Here is an 18,842-nt window from a genome sequence, read left to right on the forward strand (position 1 = left end):
TCTGAACCTCCTGATGATCTAATATATGAACTGGTATAGTGATTTTACTAAAATTGAATGAAACTAACTGTGTATGGTTCTATAAAAACGTTTCGAACGATTATACTGGCTTTATATTAGATACTCAAAAACTTTAACATACAAGCTGGTTTTAACCGTATTTATGCTCGACTTTGTAGGACTTGGACTTTTTGATGAAAAAGACATCTCACTAAAAGGACTTGAGAAGATCCATAATGCGGATAAGGTCTATGTGGAATTCTATACTTCCATTCTTATGGGGACTGACCTTGAAAAGATGGAAGAGCTCTACCAGAAAAAGATCACAGTCCTTTCAAGGGAAGATGTAGAACAGCATGCAGAGGAATGGATCGCCGATGCGAAAGATATGAATGTCGTGTTCCTGACCGGCGGTGATACCATGGTATCCACAACCCATGTGGACCTACGTCTTCGTGCACTTGATATGGGTATTGAGACCTTCCTCGTTCATGGTGCATCCATAGCATCCGCAATATGCGGTCTCTCAGGTCTCCAGAACTATCGCTTCGGGAAAGCGGCAACTGTTCCTCATCCTTATGTTACCAGTCGTGGTAGCAGGGTGATCTCCGAAACACCTTATGATACTATAAAAATGAACATGGAGAATGGCCTTCATACGGCGGTGTTCCTTGATATTGATAAAGACAAAGGATACATGACAGTAAATGAAGCTCTCGAGATCCTGCTTGAGGTGGAGGAAAAACGCGGTGAAGGTGTTATGGCCGATCGTATCTCTGTCGGTATAGCCCGTGCAGGCTCGCCATCACCTGTGGTGAAGGCAGACTATGCCCAGGCTCTAAAAAGTTTCGATTTTGGAGAACCCTTGCATATCCTGATAATTCCTGCATCACTGCACTTTGTTGAGGCTGAAGCTCTTGTGAAGCTTGCAGGTGCTCCGGATGAGATACTTGAAGATATGGACTGATAAGTGATAGTGAAAAGTTTCCCCGATGGTGCACGGACTGTCTATGGTCGATAAGCTCACTAATGTGTGCCTGTCTTACCCTTTACTTTCTTATCGTTAACAATAGCAACGGTATAAAGCACAATAGATATAAGTCTGAAGTCCCTTTTTTTGGTGAGAGGATATGATGCGCGGCTCAGTAGGTATAATTTCAGGTGAGACCGGATCGTTTGATTTTAAGTTCTTGATTTCTGACAGCACGGCTGTACATCGAGGGGAATATGTAAAGGCCTGGCATGAGGGCGATGGATGGGTGCTTTGCCAGGTGCTTTCGATCAAAAGGTTCAGTGATAAGGTTAGTATAAAAAAGTCCTTTGACGAAGCTAAGAAAGCCTTTGAGGAATTGAAGAAGGATGGTAAGGACAGGAAGAGTTCCGACCGTATAGTTGCAGAAGCTACTGTTATAGGAAGTCGTGATCCTTCCGGGCTCTTAAGGGCTCCCAAGACCCCGTTCAGTCCGGGCGATGATGTTTTTAAGGCAGACAATGACCTGATAAGCTCTGTGCTCGGTCTGTCTGGTAATGAGATGTACATAGGTCTGCTCGATGGTACTGATATTCCGGTGCACCTGAGCGTGAACAGCCTTGTACAGAAACATTGCAGTATCCTTGCGAAGACTGGAAGTGGCAAGTCATATACCGCAGCAGTTCTGCTGGAGGAGTTGCTTGACCGCAAGGTCCCTCTTTTAATACTTGATCCTCATAGTGAGTATGCTTCTATGAAGGAACCTGCATCCAAATCTGCTGATTTCAGGAAGTTCGGTGTATCTCCAAAGGGCTATGGCTCCAATGTAACAATATATACTCCTGCGAACAAGGTGATAAATCCGAATGCTGATGAACTCTTCAGGTTGAACGGCAACAATCTGACCGCAAAGGACCTTACTTCCATCTTTCCGGAGAATTTCAACAGCACCCACATTGGTATTCTGTACGAATCGATACAGAAGCTCCGTGCGGAAATGGAAACCTATACTCTTGACGACATAATATTCGAGGTAAGCAATAACGAGAGCAAAGCCCGCTGGAATGTTATGAGCCTCCTTGAGGACATCCGTGATTCAGATCTCCTGTCCTCATCACCAACATCCCTGGAAGAGCTCATGCAGAAGGGCAAGGCAGCAGTTATCGATTTTAAAGGCGTGGCTCCGGACCTCCAGAGCATGATCGTAGCACAACTTTGCAGTGCGCTTTTTGAAGCACGTAAAATGAACGCCATCCCGCCGGGTATGCTTGTTGTGGAAGAAGCACATAACTTTGCTCCGGAGCGTGGTTTCAGCAAGACCGCAAGTTCTGAGGTCCTGCGTACTATTGCATCAGAGGGACGTAAGTTCGGTCTTGGTATGCTGGTAATATCCCAGCGTCCTGCAAGGATTGACAAGAATGTGCTTTCCCAGTGCGGGACTCAGATTATCATGAAGGTGACCAACCCCAACGACTTGAAATCCATCAGTAAGGGACTTGAAGGTGTGAACTCTTTTGTAGAGGATGAACTTATGCGCCTGCCTCCGGGTGTTGCCATGCTTGTGAGCAACGATATCGAGAGACCTGTTCTTATAGATGTCAGGGTAAGAAAATCAAAGCATGGCGGAGAATCGGTGAACGTGCTTAAAAGTGCCCAGACATCGTCCCCGGCTCCTGCAAAACGTGCCCCTGGACCTGTCAGCCAGCCACCGGCAAGTTCTGCACCCGTGCAGGCGGAAGGCTCTGCTGAAGCAGGCAGTCCGCCACCGAAAAGGCAGCCCAGCAGGCAACCCGATAGGCAGCCTAAGGCTGAGGGTGGAGGACTTTTCAAGAAGATATTCGGTTCAGAAAAGTGACTTTTCAACGGATGGGTTTATTACTATATTATATGTAGATGGTGTAATTGTGGCAGCAGATCTGAACGAAAAGGTTGAAAGATACGAACGTCTGTTAAGAGAAGCACTTGGAAAGGCGGACATAAGTCCAATTGAGCGATCGCACATGCGTAAGGTGGCCGAGGACTATAAGAATATGTCACGTTCCTACTATGAGGACGGGATGCATTTCATTAGGTCCAAGGATCCGGTAAATGCACTTATCTGTTTCAGCTATGGTCATGCATGGCTGGATGCGGGTGCTCGCCTGGGTGTTTTTGATGTTGACGACGATGTGCTGTTCACCATATGATCATCATTCAATAATGTAGATTAAAGAAGACAATGAAGGTTTAAGATAAAATCTCTGGAGAGAATGAAACGATGACAAATTATCATGTTACACTTGAAGCTGCCTGGTTGGTAAGAGACGTAAATACTGCAGACGACGCTATTGGAGTTGCTATTGCAGAGGCTGGAAAAAGATTGAACCCACAACTCGATTTTGTAGAGGTCGATGTCGGAACTACTTTTTGTCCTGCCTGTAATGAGCCTTTTGGTAGTGTTTTCATTGCAGCTAATACCGCAATTGTCGGTCTTGTCCTTGAAATGAAGGTTTTCGATGCAGAGAGTGCAGAGCACGCATCAAGGATCGCAAAGTCCGTAATAGGCAAGGCATTACGTGATGTACCACTCCATGTAGTGGATGTTGAAGATTTTGAATAAAAGGGTGTCTGGATGTCTGATGTGATATCTGTAGTAGGACATGCTGCGATCGATCTTCTCTTTGATGTGGAAGGCATTGCAACACAGAACGAATCATATCCGATAGTCGATTACCAGAGATTCTATGGAGGCGGGGCTGCAAATATCGTTGCAGCGATCTCCATTCTTGGTGGTAACTCTCAGCTGATCTCTGCGGTTGGTGATGATTTTGTTACATCAGGGTATGAAGAGCACCTTGAAGGTATTGGAGTTGATCTTTCCCTGCTTTTCCGGTTCAAGGGGGAAAAAGGAACTGCTGCTTATGTTTTCACAGATCCTTTCCACAACCAGTCCACTTACTTCTACTGGGGAGCATCTGCAAAGATGAAGGAACTGGAACCTCCGGAAGTTGATTTTGTTCATCTTGCAACATCTGAGCCAAACTTTAATGCTAAGATAGCACAGAAAGCAAAGTTCGTGTCTTTTGATCCCGGACAGGACCTTATCACGTATTCAAGAGAGAATCTTGAAGCTATTCTTGAGAACACTGACGTTCTTTTCACGAACAAGCATGAGATCAAGCGTGTCTGTGAGATGACTGAAAGCACTTTTGAGGATATTAAGGAACAGATAGGCATTGTAGTTGTCACTTACGATGCAGAAGGCAGCAAGATATTTGCATCCGGTGACGAGCATGTGATCCCCGTGGTTCCGGTAAAAGCAGTGGACCCAACCGGGGCAGGAGATGCATATCGTGCAGGGTTCCTTGTGGCATATACTCGTGGATATCCGCTGGATGTCTGTGGCAAGGCCGGGGCTACGGTTGCATCATTTGCGGTGGAATCTGTTGGTTGCCAGACAGACCTTCCCACCTGGGATGATATGGTGGCCAGATATGAAGGTCAGTTCGGAGCATTCCCATCACTTGATGGGTGATGTTCTTCTCTTTTTTATTTAAGTTCAGGTAGCTACGCTAACCTTAGTTAGTTAGTTAGTTAGTTAGTAAATCGGTTAGCTAGTGGCAACTAGGCCAATTGGTAAATATGTGTAAAAAAAGAGTTTCCAATATCGCGTGTTTCCACACGATATTGTGTTATTGCGTTTACTGCTTGTTCTCGATCACAGCGTGTGCTGCTGCAAGTCTTGCAATTGGCACACGGAATGGTGAACAGCTGACATAGTTCAGTCCGACGTTGTGTCCGAACTTCACGGATTTTGGCTCTCCGCCATGTTCACCACAGATTCCGATCTTGATATCAGGTCTTGTAGCACGTCCTTTCTCGATCCCGATCTTCACAAGCTGTCCCACACCTTCCTGGTCAAGCACTGCAAATGGATCGTCCTCGAGTATGCCACTCTCTAAGTAGAATGGTAAGAACTTGCCTGCATCGTCCCTGCTGAACCCGAAGGTTGTTTGGGTCAGGTCGTTGGTACCAAAGGAGAAGAACTCAGCTTCCTTTGCTATCTGGTCGGCTGTGAGTGCTGCTCTTGGCAGTTCGATCATTGTTCCGATCATGTAGTCAAGTTTGATGCTCTTCTCTTCCATCACTGCTTCTACGACCTTGATAACATGTCTTTTGACAAATTCAAGTTCTTCGATGTTGCTGATCAGCGGGATCATGATCTCAGGTACTATTGTCATACCTTCTTTTGTGAGTTCACAGGCTGCCTCGATGATGGCCTGTGCCTGCATCTCATAGATCTCCGGATATGTGATTCCGAGGCGGCATCCTCTGTGGCCGAGCATTGGGTTCATCTCTTTGAGATATTCAATACGGCCGATGACCTTCTTCACTCTGTCAAGTTCGGTTTGAGGGGCATCACTGGCATTCAGTTCTGCCAGCTTTTCAATTGCTTCCTCATGATTTGGCAGGAATTCATGGAGTGGTGGATCAAGCAACCTGATGGTCACAGGATATCCTTCCATTGCCCTGAATATTCCGATAAAGTCCTCTCTCTGCATTGGGAGAAGTTTCTTTAGTGCTGCTTTTCTGACATCGATCTCTTCTGCCATGATCATTTCACGTACAGCAGGAATCCGATCTTCTCCGAAGAACATATGCTCTGTTCTGCAGAGTCCGATACCCTCTGCGCCAAAGTCACGTGCGACCTTTGCATCGTGCGGGGTATCTGCGTTGGTCCTGACCTTCAGGGTTCGAACCTCGTCGGCCCATGAGAGTATCTGTTCAAGTTCACTGGAAACACCTGGCAGGATAAGCTCGACCTCTCCAAGAATAACGTCTCCTGTGGAACCGTCAATGGAGATCATGTCTCCTTCATTAATGGTATGTTCTCCGACATGGAAGTTCTTCTCTTTCATATCAATTACAATTTCACCACAGCCGGCAACACATGGCTTCCCCATGCCTCTTGCAACGACTGCTGCATGTGAGGTCATTCCTCCGCGTACTGTCAGTATACCTTCTGCAGCATTCATGCCGCCGATGTCCTCTGGTGAGGTCTCAGCACGTACAAGGATGGTCTTTTCTCCCTTCTTTGCTCTTTCTTCGGCATGTTCTGCTGTGAACACAACTTCACCCACAGCAGCTCCGGGGGATGCAGGGAGACCGTTAGCAATTACGTCCGGTGTTGCGTCAGGGTCTATATTTGGATGCAGGAGCCTGTCGACCTGTGCAGGTTCAACCCGTGTAAGGGCTGTTTCCTTATCGATAAGTCCTTCTTCGACCATGTCGGTCGCGATCTTGATGGCTGCAGCTGCAGTTCTCTTACCGGTCCTTGTCTGTAGCATGAAAAGCTTGCCTTTCTCAATAGTGAACTCAATGTCCTGCATGTCCCTGAAGTGATCCTCCAGTTTCATGTAGATATCCACAAGTTGGTTGTAGACCTCAGGCATGTTGTTCTTCAGAGTTTTGATGGGTTGAGGTGTTCTGATACCTGCAACGACATCTTCACCCTGTGCATTGATGAGGTATTCTCCAAAGAATCGTTTTTCACCTGTTGCAGGGTCTCTTGTGAATGCTACTCCCGTTCCGGAGGTATCTCCCATGTTACCATAGACCATGCTCTGTACGTTCACTGCAGTTCCCCATTTGCCAGGGATGGCATTCAGGCGTCTGTATGTGATAGCACGCTGGTTGTTCCATGAGCCGAACACTGCATCAATGGCCATCTGGAGCTGTTCCCTTGCTTCCTGGGGGAAGTCCTTTCCGGTCTCTTCCTTGATAATGCCCTTGAACTTTTCAACAAGTCCTTTAAGGTCATCTACGTCAAGGTCGGTGTCCTGTTTAACGCCTTTATCCTTCTTTTTAGCAGTGAGTGTGGACTCGAACTTCTCGTGTTCGATGCCAAGCACGACGTCTGCGAACATTGTGAGGAATCTTCTGTAGCTGTCGTAAGCAAACCTGTCATTACCGGTCTTATTGGCAAGACCGACTACTGAACTGTCGTTAAGTCCAAGGTTCAGTACAGTGTCCATCATACCAGGCATGGACACACGGGCACCTGAGCGTACAGAAAGAAGTAATGGATTGTTAAGATCTCCAAATCTCTTCCCTGTGGTCCTTTCCAGTTCCTTTATGGCATTATCGATCTGCCCTTCAAGACCTGCAGGATAATGTTCATCCTTAAGATAAAGAGTACAGACCTCGGTTGTGATCGTAAATCCAACCGGAACTGGTATTTCCAGATTTGACATTTCTGCGAGGTTGGCCCCTTTGCCCCCAAGCAGGTCTTTCATACTATTTTTGCCTTCAGTTTCGTCGTTTCCGAAAAGGTACACAAATTTATTATCTGCCACTAAGTTTTCCTCCCACGGGAAGATATTTTGATTATGGGTTAGGCTAGCGTAATTATGTATTAGATGATCTGGATATCTTACTGAAATCAGTTTCAATATCCATGGTCTTCCAGATGCTATCTCATTGGACATATCTAGACGACATTGCCGTTTATCGTGTGATTGGTATTAAGTGTTATCGTTGTTTTTTATTGATTTATATTAATGTTCCAGATGTGGGTAATTTTTATGCCAACGCAACCGAAATCTATATATAATATATCTTGACTTTGTCAATTATAATATGTTTACTTTCAAAATTTGCGGCATTTGCTGATAAGAAAAATTGTCAGAAAACGATTTATATCCGTGTGAGGCATTGTCATGCCTGATGTACGCACGATCTTATTAATTCTTGTAAATATGTGTCAATTGTTAGCATTTTTTGTTGTGTTTATGGTCTGGATATGATTATTTTTTTGTAATGGTTTTATCTGGATTATTATAGGGATTGCGAAAACTTTATATGCTATTTACCGTATGTATATATATCAACTATTTAATTTATATATTGATGGCAAGAGACATATGAAAAGACTTGGAACGGTAGTGCAAGTAGTTGCACATCAGGGTTTACTTGTTAGAGGGGACAACATTCGACCAGACACATCTTTGAGGGATCTTCCTCGTATCAATTCGGTTGTTGTTGACAAATCTGTTAAACGCATCGGAAAGGTGAATGGTGTTATCGGTCCTGTCAACTCTCCTTATATCACTATTAAGGTCTTTGGAGATGTTTCGGGATCTGAACTAAGGAAATACCTCAATGAGAAGGTGTACGTCAAATAAGTCTATTTATTACATTTATATTTAGTACATTTGTACATTTATATTAAGTGGATCGTCAGTTAGCAATTTTGGTAAAATCGAGGCAATGATAATATGGTGGAAGTTGAAAGAGTAAGATATTCTGATACTTCAGAGAGAGAAAAGATACGTGCAATGATCAAAGCACGTAAAGAGAAAGAAAAGACCGCTGAAGTTGAGAACAAGGTTATCGAGTGTCCTGAGTGTGGAAGCCGAAATCTTGAACAGGACTATGAACGTGCCGAGCTGGTATGTGCAGACTGTGGTCTCGTAGTGGATGCTGAATTCGTTGATGAAGGTCCGGAGTGGCGTGCTTTTGACCATGACCAGCGTATGAAGCGTTCTCGTGTGGGTGCACCAATGACGTACACCATACACGATAAAGGTCTATCTACTATGATCGACTGGAGGAACCGTGATTCCTATGGAAAGTCAATTTCCTCCAAGAACCGTGCCCAATTATACAGGTTGAGAAAGTGGCAGCGTAGAATACGCGTAAGCAATGCTACTGAAAGGAACCTCGCGTTCGCTTTATCAGAACTTGACCGTATGGCATCCGCATTAGGTCTTCCACGTACTGTACGTGAGACTGCTGCGGTGGTCTACAGGAAAGCAGTTGACAAGAACCTCATCCGTGGAAGGAGTATTGAAGGTGTGGCAGCAGCAGCACTTTATGCAGCTTGTCGCCAGTGCAGTGTTCCACGAACCCTGGATGAGATCGGAGAAGTTTCAAGGGTAAGCAGGAAAGAGATCGGAAGAACATACCGTTTCATTTCCCGTGAGCTTGCACTCAAGCTTATGCCAACCTCCCCTATAGACTATGTTCCAAGGTTCTGCTCAGGCCTGAACCTCAAGGGTGAGGTGCAGTCCAGAGGTGTTGAGATCCTTCGTCAGGCATCTGAAAAGGAACTCACAAGTGGCCGTGGACCAACCGGTGTGGCTGCAGCTGCTATCTATATTGCATCTATTCTCTGCGGTGAGCGCAGGACCCAGCGTGAGGTCGCTGATGTTGCAGGTGTGACCGAGGTCACTATCCGTAACAGGTACAAAGAGCTCGCAGAAGAACTGGACATAGAGATCATTCTCTGATAGTATATTGGAAAACAAGAACTGCAAAGACAGTTAGTGTCTTTGTGGTCTCTATCTTTTTTTAATTTTCTTCTTTTTCTAATTGGTCTAATCGATCACATTATATAGTAACGTTATTTTCTAGTGACTATGTTAGAACTGTTCGAGATGCTTTTCATTGGTTTCATAGTAGGGCTGACCGGTGCTCTTGTGCCTGGTCCCATGCTATTTGTGACCATTGACGGCACTATGAAGAAAGGCTGGACAGCAGGACCTGAAGTGTTCCTGGGTCATGCTATCATCGAAACCTTTGTGCTTGTGCTGATACTTTTAGGCATGAACTCGCTTGTGGGTGAACGTGAGATGTCGTTCATCTCGGTAGCCGGTGGCATAGTCCTGATCATTTTCGGGATAATGACCATTAAGGGGGCAAAAGTTTCAGCTGAAGAACTTCACGGACAGGATAAAGTGCCATCAAACTCACTTGTGGCAGGTATAGTTACTTCTGCGTCAAACCCCTATTTCTGGCTCTGGTGGCTGGCAGCCGGCAGTGCCCTGGTGCTTGAGAGCATGAAACTTGGAATGGTTGCCGTGGTGTTCTTCATAGTCGGGCACTGGCTTGCAGATCTTGGGTGGTTCACTGCTGTATCGCTATCATTCAGTCGTGGAAGGGGCATGTTCTCTCCGAAGACCTACAGGCATATTCTTGTATCATGCGGACTATTCCTGATATTGTTCGGCTCATGGTTCGCGATCGGATAATTCGAACATGCCGACATTTTCCAGGAGAGATATATTTTGAAGTGTCCCTGTATTGCGATCCCGAAAAAGAAAGGTGAACCTGCCAGAAAGTTCCTTATGGAGCTTGACATCCTTGACAAGTCCCTGAAGATATCCAGTGAGGATGGTGAGCTGTATATTCCTATTGAAAGGGAGCTGACCCCGGAAGAGCTCGATGAGCTTCCCGAAGATGCAAAACAGATTGAACGTGAGTTCGAATCCCATGAAAAGATCCTTACACTTGAGGATATCCTCGGTTTCACCCCGGGTTACGAGATCATAGGTGATATTGCACTTATAGAAGCCGATGAACCGGAAGCCCAAAAGATTGCAGATGCACTCCTGAAGTTGCACAAGAATGTGAATACCGTTCTTGGTGCAGTGTCAGCTGTGGAAGGAGAGTTCAGGACCCGCAGGTTCAAAGTGCTTGCAGGGGAAGAGAGGACGGAGACCATTCACAAGGATCACGGTTGCAAGTACAAGGTAGATCTTGCACGTGCATATTTCACACCACGGCTTTCAACAGAAAGGCAGCGCATTGTTTCACAAATAAGTGAAAATGATGTTGTCTTTGACATGTTCGCAGGCGTCGGTCCATACAGTATCCCGATTGCCAAAAAATGCAAAAAGGTCATTGCCATGGACAAGAACCCCGATGCGATCAATTTTCTCAAAGAGAACGTGAAGTTCAATTCTATCGGGAACATCAAGGTGATCGAAGGCGATGCAAACGAGATTGCCCGCAATTTCAAGGGCATTGCAGACCATGTTATCATGAATCTCCCCCACAGCGCCGATGCATTTCTGGATGCTGCAATTTATGTGACGGCTCCGCAAGGCATTATCCATTACTATGGAATGACCCACGAAGATGATCTGTTTGACAGTTCCATAGGTCTGATAGAAGCAGCAGCGAAAAAAGTGGGTCGGAGTGTTGAGGTGGTAGAGTGCCGGACAGTGCGCTCGTATGCACCTCATCAATACAATGTATGTATTGAGGTCCGGATAAACTGAATTCTGGGCGAAACGATTAAATTGTTAAATCCTTATTAGGTGTAGGTTCAATGTGCCGTCGTGGCTTAGTGGTATAGCGGCTGATTCGTAATCAGCAGGCCGGGGGTTCAAGTCCCCCCGACGGCTATGGAGTACGGGGTTAAAAGCCCCTTCTCTTTATTTTTGTCATAGTGCACTCTGAGTTTACATCTTACCCCTCGTACGAAAAGTCGGGGATAATAGGTAACTAGAAAAAACACTACGTTTTTGTCAATCTGCTACGCAACCATATTACTCTCTCCGCGTTTTTTTCAAAGGGATGATCGAATAAACAGTGGAGTGCAAATTTTAATAGCTTATGAATATTTCACATCAACATGAATATATATTACAATGTTAGACTTCTAAGTGGGTTTGGGTGTACTGACATGTAATTCTCTTTCCAAAAAACAGCTGTAAACGGGGGTTTCGGCTATAATTAATTAAATCGATGAAATGTAAGTAAATTAAAGGGGAGTGTTAAAAAAATGTTGTTTATGGATAGGTTGAACTCAATTAATTTAAAGCGAATTCACAGATCAATGTATTTTACAATCTCTGTTTTGCTAATTTTAGTTATGAGTGCTGGATTAGTAAGTGCTTATGATGCAGATACAAATGATGATGGTAAACTTAACTTCATAAAATTTGATATAATAGATATTTCAGAAAATCGTTTTGTTCCAATTGATCAAACAAAAATTTTAGTAGATTCTAATATCGCAACGGTCGTGGCAAGTACCGATTTAGGATCTAGTAATAACAGTAGCAGTGGTGGAAGTGGTGGAGGTTCTGCTGGCAATTTTACAATGGAAGGAAGTAGGCAATTATCTCCTGAAAATGAAATACGAGGGCCAGTTTTTACAGGTAATTTCAGTACATGGAATAACAATTCTATTGAAATAATAGATGCACAGGACTTCGCTGGTTTCTACTATGATTTAGATGATGATTTGTCTGGAGAAACACTGACCCTTTATCAGAATGGTACATTGAATTCAAGAGTTCTGGATTCAGATGCGGTACAAAACCCACTTGTTTATGCTACAAGTGCCATGTACTCAAGTCCAAAGTTTGAATTTATGCTTGAAAATAATTCGTCTGTACCTTTGTCATACCAAACTGTTGGATTCATGGGTGAACAATATGCATCTATTATACAAGACAATGTAGCTAAACTATCTCCACTTCTTATTGATACTGATGACCGCTACACTCTTAGACTCAATCAAACCCTTGAACTTGGGGAAGGTTATGCCATCACTCCAAAGCAGATCGATGTTGATGGTGAAAAGGTCTGGCTCGAGTTGACCAGAAATGGCGGATTTATTGATGATGAGATTATTTCTACTGGTGCCAACGAAACAACTTCTAACAGAACCTGGTACTATGAGCAGGAAGTTCTCGGAGAAAATGTCGTAACACTCATTGTCCACGTCGATGAAGTATTCCAGGATCAGGACGACAGCCTTTGTGTTATCGAAGGTATCTGGCAGATCTCTGACCAGGTGACGGAAGTTGATTTAGGCGATAAATACGGAAAGATGATCGTATCTTCTGTCGATAATACAAGCATCATAATGGAACTTGATGATGACATCGTTCTGGATGCAGGCAGTACTAATAATTTAATGGAGAATTTTGAATTCAGAGTTGCAGACGAAACTACATTGAGATTCTACTTAAGGAAGACACTAACCGAATCAGGTATCTATGAAATACGTGGAACAGTCGTTGATTCACCGTCTTCAAATGAAACATATAGTTGGAATGCACATTCATTTGCTGGTTTCTGGTATGATTTTGATAATAATGCGACATCCGAAGTACTGACTGTTCATGGAATAGACAATCTTGATAGAACAATAGATGCTAATTTAGGAGAACTGATCTATACCGCTACCATAGTTTATGATATTCAACCAAAATTTGATTTCAAGACGGGATCAACGGATTGGACATATGAAAAGATTGGATTTTTGGGCGAAGAGTATATTCCAATCGAACAGGATCCACAGATTCTTACCAAGCTTTTAATCGACGATGATAGTAGTAACTTGATTGGAGTTGGACATTCACTAAACCTCAGTGAAGGTTATGTGGTCACTCCAAAGCAAATCGATGTTACTGGTGACAAGGTCTGGCTCGAGTTGACCAAGAATGGTACTTTCCTCGATGATGACGTTATTAATGCAAGTACTAATGCAACTACGTCTGACAAGACATGGTATTACAAGCAGGATATACTTAACGAGACTGATGTTCTTACCTTAATAATTCATGTAGATGAGGTAAATCAGTCAGGCAACTTCATAATTATTGATGGCATCTGGCAGATATCTGATGACTTTATGGAGATTGCAGATGGTGAAGAATTCGGAAAGATGGAAATAATTGGTGTTTCTACTAATGCTATTGAACTCAGAAGCACCGAGGATATCGTTCTGGATGCAGGTAGTACTAATAATCTAACAGACAATTTTGCATTGAGGGTTGCAGACGATAGTTCAAATTTAAGATTCTATCCATTCATAGAGTACAATGTTATAAATGAAATCACTGTGGATGACAGCGGTGGGCAGGATTATGCCACGATACAGGCTGCTGTGGGTAATGCAACTGACGGAGATACGATCCTTGTCTACCCGGGAACCTACACCGAGAATGTGTATGTGAACAAGGAACTAACGTTCATCTCACAGTCTGGAAATCCGTTTGATACCATTGTCCAGGCTGCCGATCCAAACAATCACGTCTTTTATGTGACTGCAGACAACGTCACTATCTGCGGCTTTAATGTGACAGGTGCAACTGGTGGTTTTGGAATAGGTCTCGGTGGACTTGAGGGCTGCACTATTGCTGGAAACAGCTTATCGAACAACGATTACGGCATCTGGCTGGGACAGTCCATCAACAACACGCTGAGCAGTAACATTGTGTCAAACAACTCTTGGGGCATCGTTCTGTTCGATTCCAGCGATAACAATACGCTGAGCAATAACACGGCAAGCTCGAACAACGGAGACGGCATCTATCTGGATTCTTCCAGCGACAACATGCTGGGCAGTAACATTGTGTCGAACAACGATTACGGCATCGTTCTGTTCGATTCCAGCGGTAACAACACACTGAGCAACAACATTGTATCGAACAACGGAGACGGCATCTGGCTATTTGGATCCAGCGGTAACAACACGCTGAGCAACAACATTGTATCGAACAACGGAGGCGGCATCTGGCTATTCGGATCCAGCGGTAACAACACGCTGAGCAATAACACGGCAAGCTCGAACAGCGAGGCAGGCATCTGTCTATTCGGGTCCAGCAACAACACGCTGAACGATAACACAGCAAGCTCGAACAGCGAGGCAGGCATCTATCTGAATTCATCCAGCGACAACATGCTGAGCAGTAACATTGTGTCGAATAACTATTGGGGCATCTGGCTGGATCAGTCCAGCGATAACAACCTGCTGAGCAATAACACTGCAAACTCGAACACCGATTGCGGCATCGGTCTGTTGAATTCCAGCAACAATATGCTGAACGATAACACTGCAAACTCGAACAACGAAGTTGGCATCGGTCTGATGAATTCCAGCAACAACACGCTGAGCAGTAACATCGTGTCGAATAATTCTGACGGTGGTGTCTATCTTGAGGATTCCAGTAACAGTCTCATCTACAACAACTACTTCAACAATACAAATAACGTTGAATATAATGGCACCAATACCGGGAATATCTGGAACATTACCATGACTGTTGGAACAAACATTGTTGGAGGTCCTCTCCTTGGTGGAAACTACTGGGTACATCCTAATGGAACCGGATTCAGTCTTGACACAGCAGATTCCAACAAGGATGGAATCTGTGACGAGCAATGCAACCTCTCAGGAACTGAAATTGACTACCTGCCGCTTAGTATTGTCGTTGACAATCTCCTGCCAGTGATCAGTATAACCTCGCCGGCGGATGGATATTCCACAACGGCAAGCTCAATTGCGGTCTCAGGTCTTGTCAATGGCACCGGATCGCTGCCATTGGTTACAGTGAATGACATTGCTGCAGAAACCACAATTCTAGACTTCAACGGCACCTTCACGGCAACGGTACCTCTGGCCATGGGTACTAACACCATTTATGCAAACGTTACCGATGCCGCTGGAAACACCAACACCACATATGTAAATGTTACACGAATCTCCTCCGGCGGTAACGGTGGCGGAGGAGGTGGCGGTGGAAGTGGAGCAACCGGCGAAGCCTTTGAGAACATCGCATTTAAGGAGGTGAAAACAGAGAACATCGTGGGTGGACTTGAAATTAGTTACACATTCGATGACGAGCAGAATGCAATTGAGTACATCAACTTCTCTGCACTGAGAAATTACGGAAGGGTTTCAACAACTGTTGAAGTGCTTAAGAACAGATCTGCAATGGTTGATGAAAGTGCTCCAGGTGTTGTCTATAGCAACCTTAACATTTGGGTTGGTAAATCAGGATTTGCTACTGAAGACAATATTGCTGATCCTGTAATAGGTTTCTGTGTAGCAAAAGCCTGGTTGATAGAGAACGGCATTGATGAGAATTCAATAGCATTATATCGCCACAATGAAGGCAAATGGAATGTCCTCAATACCATGAAGGTTGGAGAAGATGGTGAATACATCTACTTCGAAGCAGAAACTCCGGGATTCTCACCATTTGCGATAACCGGACAGAAATCTAAGATGGTGGAAGAAGTGCCTGAGGAAAAGCCAGAGGGTGAAGTGGTTGAGGAAGAGCCTGAGGAAGAGCCCAATGGAATACCCTGGATCTCAACAGGATTGTTGATCCTGATATTGGTTGGAGTCCATCTGCTAATGAGGAAGAGAGGTTAATACTTCACTTCCTTTTTTCTTTTTTATGGCGTTATCAGGTCTTTTTGTGTTAGAACAGAACTCCGCCATTCGTAAAATCTCGGATTGATTTCATCATAGCGTTAAACTCAGCAGTAACCTTCACCACATCTCCAACCTCTTCCTCACATTTATGATTGCAGAAGAGAAGTTGGAGAAGCTTGCAAAAGCGTGTGAGGAGTGTATAGGTAACGATTCCGGCTCAATTGAGGAACATTTTGAACAATGTCCGGTTTGTAAGCTTTACAAAGAGCAGGCTGAGACTGTCAATTGCATAACAGAAACAATAAGACAACTCGCTTCAAGATCTGAGGAGGAGAAGTGTGATGCAATATGCAAAAATCTGGACGAGTTTTATGGCATGCCGGATGACAAAAGATTAGAAGCAATAAGCGAAATGCTCGATGTTGAGGGTGGATTGTCAGAAGAAGATATGTTCAAGATCGTAACTACCCGGATCGATCTTCTGACGAAACTTCCAAAAGAAAAAAGAATTCTCCTGATGGAAACGCTGGAAAAGATAATGTCCGAGTGGCCTGAGGACAGAAAAATGCTGGAAAAACGTGCTATCATGAATGCAACTCAGGATTATTTCCTCCTTAAGAAGACGCTGATAAGAAGAATGTTTAAAAAAATGCTATCCTAAAAAATATCATCTTCAGGGATATTTAGAAGATCTCGGTTAAGAGACCTTCCGAACATATCTGACAACTACTTTGTGTAATATATCTCAAATAACTCTTTGAATACGTGCGAGTATCAGTATTCAATTTCAAGAGCATTCTCATGGATCTGGTTCTTTGCCTCGATAAGGCCATAACTGCTGCTCAGCTCAAACTCAGGTTCCGGCTCATTTGAACGCTTAATTTTCAACATCCTCCTCAACAACCCCCGTGAAACTTTCATCTTCTCAAGAATTCGACTATTCCTTGTTGCTTTTACATTATATTCATCTTCTGACAGAGCCTTCCGGAAATATTTCTCAGCTTTCTCGTAATCTTCCAGTTCTCCATATGCTCTACCCATATTGTTATAGATCTCCGAGATCGAGGAAGGGTGCATCTCCTCTGAATTGAAAAGTGCTTTTTCATATTCCTCGATCGCTTTTTCGAAATAGCCTTCATCTGAGAGAATATCTCCAAGAGCTCCTAATGCAAATGAATTTGATGGATTCATCTGAAGTACGAGTGTTACTTCAGTTTCAGCTTCACTGAACTTTTTGTTCTCTCTTAATGTATTTGCATAATTAAGGTGTACAGCCACATTCTCCGGGTTTATCTCCAGAGCTTTATTGTAAGCTTCACTCGATTTTTCGAATTTCTTCATATGAGAAAATACATTCCCTTTATTGGTCCATACGTCCTCACATTCCGGATTCGTCTCCAGAGCTTTATTGTAGGCTTCAATTGATTTTTCGTACTTTTTAAGATGACAATAGACATTTCCCTTGCTTATCCATACATTTTCATCTTCCGGGTTCAACTGAAGAGCTTTCTCGTATGCCTCTATAGCGTTCTCATATTTTTTCACTTGAGAATACGCATTTCCCTTGTTGATCCATGTAGGTTCATCTTCCGTATCGATCTGCAAAGCTTTCTCATATGCTATGATGGCATCTTCGTATGCTTTCAGGTGGGAATATGCATTTCCTTTGTTAGCCCAAGCATTTTTATCCTTTGGCTTTAAGTCCAGAGCCTTGCTGTATGCCTGAATCGCATCCTCGTATCTCTTTAAATAAAAATATGAATTTCCTTTATTGGCCCAGACAAATTCAGATTCAGGATTTATCTCTGTGGCCTTATCGTATGCATATATTGCTTCATCGTATCTTCCCAGGCAGAAATATGCATTCCCTTTATTGGTCCAGACGCTTTCCGACCCCTGATCTATCTCAGTGGCTTTATCATATGCATTGAGTGCTTCGTCGTATATTTCCAGAGTGAAAAGTGTATTTCCCTTGTTGATCCATACCTCTTCAGAATTGGGATTTATCTCTGTGGCCTTATTGTATGCATCAATTGCTTCTGCATGTCTTTCGAGGATCGAACAGGCATTTCCTTTGTATATCCATGCAATTTCATCTTTCGGGTCGATCTGCAGGGCTTTAACGTATGCATATATTGCTTCATTATATCTTTCCAGGTTGAAATATGAATTTCCTTTATTGACCCATACCTCTTCATCTTCCTGATCGATATCTGTGGCCATATTATATGCTTCGATAGCTTCTTCATATTGTTTCAGGCTGGTATGAGCATTTCCTTTGCTTGCCCATATGCCTTCATTGTCCGGGTCAAGCTTTGTGGCTTTCTCATATGCCTGAATAGCTTCTTCATAGTTTTCCAGAATTAAGCTGGCATTTCCCTTGCTTGCCCATATGCTTCCATTGTCCGGGTCAAGTTCCGTGGCTTTGCCGTATGCTATGGTAGCTTCTTCATAGTTTTCCAGAATTAAGCTGGCATTTCCTTTGCTTGCCCAGACGTTTCCATCCTTTGGATCGAGTTCAAGTGCCTTATTATAAGCCTCAACAGCCTCTTCATATTTCTCGAGGTTGGAATGTGCATTTCCTTTTTTTGCCCACGTCTTTTTATCTTCCGGATCGATGTCCAGAGCTTTATTGAATGATTCAATTGCCTCTCCGTATTTCTTTAGATTGAAATGTGCATTTCCTTTTTTTGCCCATGTTTTTTCATCTTTCGGATCGATCTCCAGGGTTTTATTGAATGCTTCAATTGCTTCTTCATATTTACCCAGGCCAAAAAGGGTGTTTCCTTTACTTCCCCACGCAGCTTCATCTTCCGGATCTATCTCCAGGGTTTTATTGAATGCATCGATCGCTTCATCACTCTTTTTCAAATGTGAATATGCATTTCCTTTGTTTTCCCATGCATCTTTTGATTCCGGATTAATCTC

13 protein-coding genes and 1 tRNA gene are annotated in these 18,842 nt (G+C 43.7%); 12 read left to right on the forward strand and 2 right to left on the reverse strand.

The window, feature by feature from the left end; genetic code table 11:
* Window positions 1-163: 163 nt before the first annotated feature.
* The 5 genes from dph5 to BMX02_RS03180 all read left to right on the forward strand — a co-directional run bounded on the left by dph5 (window position 164) and on the right by BMX02_RS03180 (window position 4,484).
* Entirely contained in the window at window positions 164-967 is an 804-nt protein-coding gene (dph5, locus tag BMX02_RS03160) for a diphthine synthase (RefSeq protein ID WP_091688974.1), read from the forward strand.
* A 163-nt stretch (window positions 968-1,130) separates the two neighbouring features.
* Window positions 1,131-2,825: a helicase HerA domain-containing protein gene (locus BMX02_RS03165; protein WP_091688976.1), complete on the forward strand. Its 1,695-nt coding sequence runs from the start codon at window positions 1,131-1,133 to the stop codon at window positions 2,823-2,825.
* Between the two features lie 49 nt (window positions 2,826-2,874).
* The gene (locus BMX02_RS03170) at window positions 2,875-3,156 is read left to right on the forward strand and encodes a DUF357 domain-containing protein (protein ID WP_091688978.1); all 282 of its coding nucleotides are present in this window, start codon (window positions 2,875-2,877) and stop codon (window positions 3,154-3,156) included.
* Window positions 3,157-3,227: 71 nt separating this feature from the next.
* Window positions 3,228-3,569 (forward strand): DUF555 domain-containing protein, encoded by a 342-nt coding sequence (locus tag BMX02_RS03175; protein WP_048194852.1) that lies wholly within the window; start codon window positions 3,228-3,230, stop codon window positions 3,567-3,569.
* Between the two features lie 12 nt (window positions 3,570-3,581).
* A complete protein-coding gene (locus BMX02_RS03180; RefSeq protein WP_091688980.1) occupies window positions 3,582-4,484 on the forward strand; it encodes a carbohydrate kinase family protein in 903 nt (300 codons plus the stop codon).
* Window positions 4,485-4,650: 166 nt separating this feature from the next.
* Here BMX02_RS03180 and ppdK read toward each other — a convergent pair whose 3' ends face one another.
* Window positions 4,651-7,305 (reverse strand): pyruvate, phosphate dikinase, encoded by a 2,655-nt coding sequence (ppdK, locus tag BMX02_RS03185; RefSeq protein ID WP_177165239.1) that lies wholly within the window; start codon window positions 7,303-7,305, stop codon window positions 4,651-4,653.
* 567 nt (window positions 7,306-7,872) lie between these two features.
* On the opposite strand from ppdK, the gene BMX02_RS03190 reads away from it, so the two are divergent.
* The 7 genes from BMX02_RS03190 to BMX02_RS03220 all read left to right on the forward strand — a co-directional run bounded on the left by BMX02_RS03190 (window position 7,873) and on the right by BMX02_RS03220 (window position 16,575).
* On the forward strand, window positions 7,873-8,133 hold the full coding sequence (locus BMX02_RS03190) for an H/ACA ribonucleoprotein complex subunit GAR1 (protein WP_091688985.1): 261 nt from the start codon (window positions 7,873-7,875) through the stop codon (window positions 8,131-8,133).
* Between the two features lie 93 nt (window positions 8,134-8,226).
* A complete protein-coding gene (locus BMX02_RS03195; protein ID WP_048194848.1) occupies window positions 8,227-9,240 on the forward strand; it encodes a transcription initiation factor IIB in 1,014 nt (337 codons plus the stop codon).
* 129 nt (window positions 9,241-9,369) lie between these two features.
* Window positions 9,370-9,981: a LysE family transporter gene (locus tag BMX02_RS03200; protein ID WP_177165240.1), complete on the forward strand. Its 612-nt coding sequence runs from the start codon at window positions 9,370-9,372 to the stop codon at window positions 9,979-9,981.
* 36 nt (window positions 9,982-10,017) lie between these two features.
* Window positions 10,018-11,013 carry a class I SAM-dependent methyltransferase gene (locus BMX02_RS03205; protein WP_091688989.1) on the forward strand — a complete coding sequence of 332 codons (996 nt, stop codon included), beginning with the start codon at window positions 10,018-10,020 and terminating at the stop codon, window positions 11,011-11,013.
* A 54-nt stretch (window positions 11,014-11,067) separates the two neighbouring features.
* Window positions 11,068-11,139 (forward strand) — tRNA-Thr (locus BMX02_RS03210).
* A gap of 470 nt (window positions 11,140-11,609) precedes the next feature.
* On the forward strand, window positions 11,610-15,911 hold the full coding sequence (locus BMX02_RS03215; RefSeq protein ID WP_167879286.1) for an S-layer protein domain-containing protein: 4,302 nt from the start codon (window positions 11,610-11,612) through the stop codon (window positions 15,909-15,911).
* A gap of 151 nt (window positions 15,912-16,062) precedes the next feature.
* Complete coding sequence (locus BMX02_RS03220) at window positions 16,063-16,575, forward strand: hypothetical protein (protein ID WP_091688993.1); 513 nt, start codon at window positions 16,063-16,065, stop codon at window positions 16,573-16,575.
* 113 nt (window positions 16,576-16,688) lie between these two features.
* On the opposite strand, the gene BMX02_RS11785 is transcribed toward BMX02_RS03220, so the two are convergent.
* Window positions 16,689-18,842, reverse strand: a 2,154-nt coding sequence (locus BMX02_RS11785; protein WP_091688995.1) for a tetratricopeptide repeat protein, incomplete at its 5' end; no start/stop codon positions are given.

The organism is Methanococcoides vulcani, assembly GCF_900111645.1.
Lineage (GTDB): Archaea > Halobacteriota > Methanosarcinia > Methanosarcinales > Methanosarcinaceae > Methanococcoides > Methanococcoides vulcani.

Excerpts from the sequence above, each read along its gene's own strand:
- BMX02_RS03165 (WP_091688976.1), top strand. The coding sequence starts at position 1,131 with ATGATGCGCGGCTCAGTAGGTATAATTTCAGGTGAGACCGGATCGTTT.
- BMX02_RS03200 (WP_177165240.1), top strand. The coding sequence starts at position 9,370 with ATGTTAGAACTGTTCGAGATGCTTTTCATTGGTTTCATAGTAGGGCTG.
- BMX02_RS03190 (WP_091688985.1), top strand. The coding sequence starts at position 7,873 with ATGAAAAGACTTGGAACGGTAGTGCAAGTAGTTGCACATCAGGGTTTA.
- BMX02_RS03175 (WP_048194852.1), top strand. The coding sequence starts at position 3,228 with ATGACAAATTATCATGTTACACTTGAAGCTGCCTGGTTGGTAAGAGAC.
- BMX02_RS03195 (WP_048194848.1), top strand. The coding sequence starts at position 8,227 with ATGGTGGAAGTTGAAAGAGTAAGATATTCTGATACTTCAGAGAGAGAA.
- BMX02_RS03215 (WP_167879286.1), top strand. The coding sequence starts at position 11,610 with ATGAGTGCTGGATTAGTAAGTGCTTATGATGCAGATACAAATGATGAT.
- BMX02_RS03220 (WP_091688993.1), top strand. The coding sequence starts at position 16,063 with ATGATTGCAGAAGAGAAGTTGGAGAAGCTTGCAAAAGCGTGTGAGGAG.
- BMX02_RS03180 (WP_091688980.1), top strand. The coding sequence starts at position 3,582 with ATGTCTGATGTGATATCTGTAGTAGGACATGCTGCGATCGATCTTCTC.
- dph5 (WP_091688974.1), top strand. The coding sequence starts at position 164 with ATGCTCGACTTTGTAGGACTTGGACTTTTTGATGAAAAAGACATCTCA.